The sequence below is a fragment of the Photobacterium japonica genome (assembly GCF_050337005.1).
Classification (GTDB): domain Bacteria; phylum Pseudomonadota; class Gammaproteobacteria; order Enterobacterales; family Vibrionaceae; genus Photobacterium; species Photobacterium japonica.
This window is the reverse complement of sequence record NZ_JAKJSN010000101.1, coordinates 1-7,089: the sequence shown is the minus strand read 5'-3', so window position 1 is coordinate 7,089 and position 7,089 is coordinate 1. Positions and strand designations below refer to the sequence as shown.

Here is a 7,089-nt window from a genome sequence, read left to right as displayed (position 1 = left end):
GCCTAGTAGGATGTGCTCACGCGTCTGAGGCATAGGGCCATCAGTTGCAGCAACAACTAGGATACCACCGTCCATCTGCGCAGCACCAGTGATCATGTTTTTAACATAATCGGCGTGTCCTGGGCAGTCAACGTGTGCGTAGTGACGAGATGGAGTATCGTACTCTACGTGAGAAGTGTTGATTGTGATACCGCGCTCGCGCTCTTCTGGAGCGTTATCGATAGATGCGAAATCTTTAGCAACACCACCGTACACTTTTGCAAGCGTAGTACAGATAGCAGCAGTTAGAGTTGTTTTACCGTGGTCAACGTGGCCGATAGTACCAACGTTAACGTGCGGTTTTACGCGTTCGAATTTTTCTTTAGACATGGATAGTCCCTCTAGGCACGGAATTTGGTGGCATGACGACCACACAACCTGACATGGGTTAGTAGAGTATATATCAAAAGTATTGAGGTAACTTAAAGAGGGGGGATGGTGCTGATAGGCAGATTCGAACTGCCGACCTCACCCTTACCAAGGGTGCGCTCTACCAACTGAGCTATATCAGCACACAAGAAGTGTGGAGCGGGCAGCGGGAATCGAACCCGCATCATCAGCTTGGAAGGCTGAGGTAATAGCCATTATACGATGCCCGCAAAACTCGTAACTCGATAAGCTATTCAATCAATCGAAATTGGTGGAGGGAGAAGGATTCGAACCTTCGAAGGCAGAGCCGTCAGATTTACAGTCTGATCCCTTTGGCCACTCGGGAACCCCTCCAAATTTTTTACTCACTTTCACTCATCTAGGAGAAAGTGGTGCCGACTACCGGAATCGAACTGGTGACCTACTGATTACAAGTCAGTTGCTCTACCTACTGAGCTAAGTCGGCGTAAGTGCTGCGCATTCTATTGAACTATCTCAGCCCTTGCAACACCTTTTTTTGATTTTTTTCCGCAAAATGCATCGCTTGAGTGAATATTGTGCATCATCGACATTTTGCATACAACGCAAGGCCTTCTAAGACCAGATCTGAGCGATGATGATAGTGTTTTCCCCAATTGATAGGCAAATGACGCACACCGCCACCACACAGGATCACTTCCGGCTCAACCTTCAGGCGGTCAGTGGCTTGAGAAAGGCCAAACTCAATCAATCCCACTAGGGCGGCGCGGCAACCATTCTTCAGGCCATCGGCGGTATTGTCGGCAAACGTCAGCGCATCACCGTGATCTCGGTCCGAAAACACTTTTGACGTATTTTCTAAAACCGATTTCATCATTAGCTGGTAGCCAGGTGCAATCCAGCCCCCCAGATGCTTACCTTCTTCGGTCATCACATCAAACGTCAAGGCAGTACCAATATCGACAATGACTGTTGGACGTTTAAATTGCTGATGAACGGCCACCAAAGTAAGCCAACGGTCAACCCCGAGGTATTGGTACTCGCTATACGCATTTTTGACCCCAAAGTCTTTACGTAGCGTTTTCACCTGCAAAACAGGGATATTGGCCAATTGAGAAATTCGCTGGATAGAATTATCCACTTCAACCGGTCCAACACTGGCAAACACAATACGATCAATGCCCGTCTCAATCAGAGGCTCTAGCACCATTTCTAATTTACGGCTGGGGTAACGACCCAATAACTCAATATTGCCATTGTCAAACAACTGGGCCACCTTGACATAGGTGTTACCCGCTTCAATTAAAATTTGCATTAACAACCTCTAAGGCTGATTTCACCACCGATATAAGGCGTTACACCCTCATCGGTTTCTAATAATAATGCCCCCTGACTATTGATCCCTCGAGCGATACCTTCCACCACTCGCTGGCCAATCAATAATTTCACAGGACGATCCAAAAAGTTATCTAAGAGATTCCAGCGCTCAATAAAACCATCAAGGCCTTTCTCTTCATAGTCTGTCAGTGTTTGGCTCAATTTGGCAATCAAGGTCGCCGCCAACTGATTACGCCCCGGCAGGTGATCACATGCTTGAGAGAGGTTCGTCCACCCCTGCTCAATGGCCACCCCTTCTTGTTCTGGCATAGCGATATTCAGCCCCATACCGATAACAAGGTGCGCGGCATCACCGGCTTGGCCCGTCATTTCGACCAAGATACCGGCTAATTTTTTATCGTGATAATAGAGGTCGTTAGGCCACTTTACGCGGATCCCATCAGCCCCTAATGACTGTAATGCTTCTGCAATCGCGACACCCACCACCAAGCTCAGCCCCATCGCGGCTGCCATACCGGCATCTAACCGCCAGTACATGGACAAGTAGAGGTTACTGCCAAACGGTGACAACCACTGTCGACCTCGTCGCCCACGCCCTGCTTGCTGGTATTCAGCGAGACACACGGCCCCTTTTGGTAACTGCCCAACACGATCCAATAAATACTGGTTGGTCGAATCAATCACCGGGATCACGGCCAGATCGGCGCAATCGGTATGTGCCATGATCTGTTCATGTGTCAATAATTCTAATGGCGCGGCTAAACGGTAGCCTTTTCCCTGTACGCGATAGATATCCAATCCCCAGGATTGTAATACCTTCACTTGCTTCGAGATCGCGGCACGCGACATGCCTAACGCGTCCCCTAACGCTTCGCCAGAATGAAAATGCCCATCCGCCAATAACGCAATCAGTGCTAAGCGTGTTTTGTGCTCTTTCATCCCAGCACCTCTGCCAAGTGGGTTTCCCCTGTCGCAGCCATGAAGCGTACTTCATGTTCGAGTTGGATCCCAAATTTTTGTTGCACTGCATCAACAACATACTGAGCCAATGCCACTACATCTGTCGCAGAAGCCTTGTCAGCATTCACCAGAACCAAAGCTTGCTGATCATGAACTCGCGCCCCGCCGATCTGGTGTCCTTTCAGCGCACACTGATCAATCAGCCAGCCCGCCGCCAATTTGCATTGACCTTCAGGCTGTGGGTACATCGGCATATGGGGATAGTGCTGCATTAAGGCTTCAGCCTGTGCTTGCGCCACGAGGGGATTTTTAAAAAAACTGCCCGCATTGCCCATCACAGCAGGATCCGGCAATTTCTCGCAACGTACCGCACATACCGTATGCATGATGTCCGCCGCGGTAACGGTTGTGGGATCAAACTGCGTCAACGGTCCGTAGCCAATGTGTGGCGTCCACGCTTTCACCAAGCGTAATCCGACCGCGACGATAGCATGGGTCTCTTTCAAGGCTGATTTGAAAATTGATTCACGGTAACCAAACTGACAGTCTGCCGCCATCAAACGAGAGGCTGTACCTGTTACCAGCTCCACCACATCCACATACTGACAAACATCTTTCAGTTCTACGCCGTACGCCCCGATGTTCTGGATGGGTGCCGAGCCAACACAGCCTGGGATTAATGCTAGATTTTCCAGCCCCGGCATATTTTGCTCAACGGTCATGGTAACCAATGCATGCCAATCTTCACCGGCACCTACATGCAACTCAAAGGCATCTGCGGTCTCCGTGATGGCAATCCCTTTAAGCCGGTTGACGACAACCACGCCGGCAAAATTTTCGCAGAAAAGTAGATTACTGCCCTGCCCTACAATCAGCTTAGCCAAAGGCTGATAACACGCATCTCGCCACACCGAAAGCAGCTCATCAGCCGTTTCAACGACAACAATGTGCGCAGCCGAGGCTTCAAGCCCAAATGTATGAAAAGGCGCTAGTGACCTATCCTGCAAAACTTTCATGCCTATTTTGACCCATACCTTTTATACTAGGGGCTGCATTTTAACTGATTCATCCTCACTTGGCAGTGTTTTCCCATGCGTAAGCTTAGTTTTCATCTTCTAGAACCATTACGGTTCCCGCTAATCAACCGATTTTATAAAGCCTATTATCCTGCGGGAAAAGCCAAACGCGACGAAACGATCTGGATAGGAGAGGATAACAGTGGCATACAATGCTGTGTGCGATTTAAGCATTTTGAGGATTACCAACTCCTCACTGGCATGCTGGTACATCCCGAACAACGCGGTCAAGGCCAAGGACAACAGCTATTATCCGCAGCAAACTCACAGATCGTAGCGGTGCCCTGTTACTGCTTTGCGTTTGATTACCTTGAATCTTTTTATCAAGCAGCAGGCTTTCAAACGCTGCCGATAGAGGCGCTGCCTGAGCCATTACGTAGCCGTCTAAGCCGTTATCAAGGTAGCGGTAAGGCGCTGATCCCTATGCGCTATAACAATAACAAGGCAGATAATTGATTCATCCGTGATACATGCCGCCTCTGCAATAGATAGACACCGCACTTTTTCTGGTATAATCGTCCTCTTCACTAACAGATTCATCCTTAATAAGGTCGCGTAAACGAGGCGATAATGGATTCAGCTATTGCAAATAAGCAACGCATCGATCAACTCCCATGCATTGCACATAAACCAGAAGATCTAGAAACCCTTTTTGATGCGAGTTCATTCCGCGAACGCCTTCATCAAGAAATCACGAGCGCGACTCGCCGTATCTACCTGGTTGCCCTTTATCTGCAAGATGATGAAGCCGGCAGAGGTATTCTGACCGCGCTTTATGAAGCCAAGCAATCAAACCCCGATCTTGATATCAAAGTTCTCGTCGACTGGCACCGCGCACAACGAGGGCTCATTGGCGATTCAAAATCCGATGGTAATGCATCCCTATACCGTGAATTTTCGGAAAAATACACACACCCAATCCAAATCCTCGGCGTTCCTGTGCGTAACCGAGAAGTCTTCGGGGTGCTGCATTTAAAAGGGTTCGTGATTGATGATAAGGTCATCTACAGTGGAGCAAGCTTAAACGACGTCTATCTTGCTCAGCATAATCGCTACCGTTACGATCGCTACCATGTGATCCATAACCCGCATCTTGCCGATAGTATGGCAGGTTTTATTGTTGAGACGCTCGTTAACAGCGATGCCGTTAACTGCCTGAGCCAAAAAGTACGCCCTGACACGAAATCACTCAAAGGTGCCATCCGTACACTCCGCCAGCAGCTACAAAAAGCCAGTTACCATTTCCAGCCAGAACAAGTAGCAGACAACCAGGTCGGCCTAACGCCACTGGTCGGGTTAGGGAAGCGTAAAAACACTCTCAACCAACATATCTGCACCTTGATTGCGAGCGCGCAAACCGAGTTGACGATCTGTACGCCGTATTTCAATTTCCCTCGCAGCGTAAGCCGCGAAGTGAAACGCGCATTGCGTCGAGGGGTAAAAGTCACGGTTGTTGTGGGTGATAAAACCGCGAATGACTTTTATATCCCGCCAAGTGAGCCCTTTAAAACGATTGCTGGCCTACCGTATCTCTATGAAGTCAATCTGCGCAATTTTGCCAAGCAAAATGAATCAGCCATTGCTCGTCGACAGCTTGCCATTCATCTATGGAAACATGATGACAACAGCTTCCATCTAAAAGGAATTTGGGTTGATCGCAGTTACATGCTGATCACAGGGAATAATTTAAATCCGCGTGCTTGGAAATTAGATTTGGAGAATGCCATCCTTGTGCATGACAAACACCAGTTACTAGCTGAACAAAAACAGCGTGAGCTAGATTGTATTCTGCAACACACGCATTTAGTCGGTAGTTACAAGCTTATTGAAAAGATTGATGCATATCCGGCACCGGTGAGAAAACTGATCAAGCGTATCCGTCGTATTAAAGCCGATCACATTCTCAACCAAATTCTCTAGGGAGGAGACATGACGATTGCAGCCATTGGTGTCGATCCTCAATAGGCATTTACACCAATTTGTCCCAACGAATTACCGGTCGAAGGCGATGATAAAATGGGGGCAACCTTAAATCGCCAAACTGCATTGGCAACTTATCGCATTTTAACCAAAGATGCGCACCCAAGCTGAGCGGTATGGGTGGTCAATCGTCATGATGAAATGCTTCAGGCTTTGCCGTTTAAAACGCGGATCTCACTTGGGTATCATATACAGTACCGGGGACCATCGGTTTTGAGACGATCCCCGACATTCCTGCGGTCACAGCATATGATCATGTCATATGGAAAGGGAGCGGCCCGGATTTTTACCCCCTATGGTGCGTGCTACCACGATCTCGAAAAAAAAACGCAGTACAGGCTTGATAGAGAGGCTTAACAGTAAAAAAGGTTAACACAGCAATCATTGGCGGGTTAGCCACGGATTACTGCGTTAAAACAACAGCTCTCCAATTACAGGCGACGCGCCAATTTAGCGTTATCGTAACCTAGAGGCCGGTAGAGGCATTACTGTTGATACGGTCAAGTGAGCCTGCAAAGAGAGGGGAAACGCGGGTATTCTTATTATAGAACGCACTGAAGCCCTTACACCGCACCTCATCAAGAAAATACACGTCCTTATCCAATAAAACCGCCTCACATCGCTTAGAGGCGGTTTTATTCTCCCACGTAGCGACAAATCCTGTAATCATCCCCATACATACACTGAGTACTACCTGTTGTGGTCAATCACTAACGCAGTTATCAAGCCCCCCTTACAAAAAGACGTCAAAGAGTTATTCACAAAGGCGGGTTAACATGATCCGTTGATTTCCCTTATGAGTATTAGTTAGGCGTAGTATTTGATGTACTGTTATGAGGCTATGACGCAGGGAAAAGTGTTCATAGCAAGGCGGCTATTGCAGGAATAGTGGGCTAATTTCAAAATAGCCAACGTGGCGATGGTCATTTTTACCAGCGATAGACGTAAAAAAGCCCAAGTCTTTCGACTTGGGCTTAGTATAAGTGGCGGAGCGGATGGGACTCAACGCGCACGGCCAGTCGGGGCTGGCTATCCAGCTGCGACCTTGAGACCGAAGGGCTCTTGGGAAACAGTATATAGCAAAAAACCCTGTCGTTACCGACAGGGTTTCTTAATAAGTGGCGGAGCGGACGGGACTCGAACCCGCGACCCCCGGCGTGACAGGCCGGTATTCTAACCAACTGAACTACCGCTCCACACGGAGATAAAGATTTCTCTTTATCCGACACCTGTCGTTCAGAACAAGTATCTTAAGTTTGAAGCCTGGCGATGTCCTACTCTCACATGGGGAGACCCCACACTACCATCGGCGCTGTTACGTTTCACTACTGAGTTCGGCATGGGATCA

6 protein-coding genes, 5 tRNA genes and 1 rRNA gene are annotated in these 7,089 nt (G+C 48.5%); 2 read left to right on the top strand and 10 right to left on the bottom strand.

Annotation, left to right across the window (positions count from 1 at the left end; genetic code table 11):
* The 8 genes from L4C36_RS23170 to murB form a co-directional block, all read right to left on the bottom strand.
* On the bottom strand, window positions 1-369 hold a 369-nt coding region (locus L4C36_RS23170; RefSeq protein ID WP_428480134.1), incomplete at its 3' end, for a GTP-binding protein.
* 106 nt (window positions 370-475) lie between these two features.
* Window positions 476-551, bottom strand: a tRNA-Thr gene (locus L4C36_RS23165).
* Window positions 552-563: 12 nt separating this feature from the next.
* A tRNA-Gly gene (locus tag L4C36_RS23160) sits at window positions 564-638 on the bottom strand.
* 39 nt (window positions 639-677) lie between these two features.
* Window positions 678-762: transfer RNA gene (locus L4C36_RS23155), tRNA-Tyr, on the bottom strand.
* 36 nt (window positions 763-798) lie between these two features.
* Window positions 799-874 (bottom strand) — tRNA-Thr (locus L4C36_RS23150).
* 96 nt (window positions 875-970) lie between these two features.
* Window positions 971-1,702, bottom strand: a complete 732-nt coding sequence (locus L4C36_RS23145) for a type III pantothenate kinase (RefSeq protein ID WP_428480133.1) — start codon at window positions 1,700-1,702, stop codon at window positions 971-973.
* A complete protein-coding gene (birA, locus tag L4C36_RS23140) occupies window positions 1,702-2,664 on the bottom strand; it encodes a bifunctional biotin--[acetyl-CoA-carboxylase] ligase/biotin operon repressor BirA (RefSeq protein ID WP_428480132.1) in 963 nt (320 codons plus the stop codon). The genes L4C36_RS23145 and birA overlap by 1 nt, the downstream gene beginning before the upstream one ends.
* A complete protein-coding gene (gene murB / locus L4C36_RS23135; RefSeq protein WP_428480131.1) occupies window positions 2,661-3,701 on the bottom strand; it encodes a UDP-N-acetylmuramate dehydrogenase in 1,041 nt (346 codons plus the stop codon). The genes birA and murB overlap by 4 nt, the downstream gene beginning before the upstream one ends.
* A 75-nt stretch (window positions 3,702-3,776) precedes the next feature.
* On the opposite strand from murB, the gene L4C36_RS23130 reads away from it, so the two are divergent.
* Complete coding sequence (locus L4C36_RS23130; RefSeq protein ID WP_428480130.1) at window positions 3,777-4,217, top strand: GNAT family N-acetyltransferase; 441 nt, start codon at window positions 3,777-3,779, stop codon at window positions 4,215-4,217.
* A gap of 114 nt (window positions 4,218-4,331) precedes the next feature.
* Window positions 4,332-5,681: a CDP-diacylglycerol--serine O-phosphatidyltransferase gene (gene pssA, locus L4C36_RS23125; protein WP_428480129.1), complete on the top strand. Its 1,350-nt coding sequence runs from the start codon at window positions 4,332-4,334 to the stop codon at window positions 5,679-5,681.
* Window positions 5,682-6,860: 1,179 nt separating this feature from the next.
* Here pssA and L4C36_RS23120 read toward each other — a convergent pair.
* Window positions 6,861-6,937, bottom strand: a tRNA-Asp gene (locus L4C36_RS23120).
* A gap of 65 nt (window positions 6,938-7,002) precedes the next feature.
* Window positions 7,003-7,089: ribosomal RNA gene (gene rrf, locus L4C36_RS23115) — 5S ribosomal RNA — on the bottom strand; the annotation flags it as partial.

Excerpts from the sequence above, each read along its gene's own strand:
- L4C36_RS23145 (WP_428480133.1), bottom strand. The coding sequence starts at position 1,702 with ATGCAAATTTTAATTGAAGCGGGTAACACCTATGTCAAGGTGGCCCAG.
- pssA (WP_428480129.1), top strand. The coding sequence starts at position 4,332 with ATGGATTCAGCTATTGCAAATAAGCAACGCATCGATCAACTCCCATGC.
- murB (WP_428480131.1), bottom strand. The coding sequence starts at position 3,701 with ATGAAAGTTTTGCAGGATAGGTCACTAGCGCCTTTTCATACATTTGGG.
- birA (WP_428480132.1), bottom strand. The coding sequence starts at position 2,664 with ATGAAAGAGCACAAAACACGCTTAGCACTGATTGCGTTATTGGCGGAT.
- L4C36_RS23130 (WP_428480130.1), top strand. The coding sequence starts at position 3,777 with ATGCGTAAGCTTAGTTTTCATCTTCTAGAACCATTACGGTTCCCGCTA.